This window comes from Vibrio sp. 10N.222.49.C9, assembly GCF_041474985.1.
GTDB lineage: Bacteria > Pseudomonadota > Gammaproteobacteria > Enterobacterales > Vibrionaceae > Vibrio > Vibrio crassostreae_C.
In genome coordinates this window covers 1-283 of sequence record NZ_JBFRVD010000848.1, presented here as the reverse complement: position 1 = coordinate 283, position 283 = coordinate 1, and the positions used below count along the sequence as shown (strand labels likewise).

General features: G+C 45.6%; 1 pseudogene. It reads left to right on the top strand.

Annotated elements, in window-relative coordinates:
• Positions 1-283: pseudogene (locus tag AB4585_RS25890) on the top strand (hydroxylamine reductase); the annotation flags it as partial.

Genomic DNA, 283 nt, shown 5'->3' with positions numbered 1-283 from the left:
GGGCCAATGTAACGACGCTTACTCTGCAATTCAGTTAGCACTGGCTTTGGCTGATACGTTTGAGTGTGGTGTAAACGAATTGCCTCTGTCGTTGATTCTGTCTTGGTTTGAGCAAAAGGCGATTGCCATATTGCTGACTCTATTAGCTCTGGGTATTAAAGATATCCGCGTAGGTCCTACTGCGCCAGCATTCTTAACTGAGAACCTACTTAATCATCTTAATGAGCAAACGGGCCTTCGCTTGATCACTACGGTTGAGCAGGATCTTGCTGATATCCTAGGT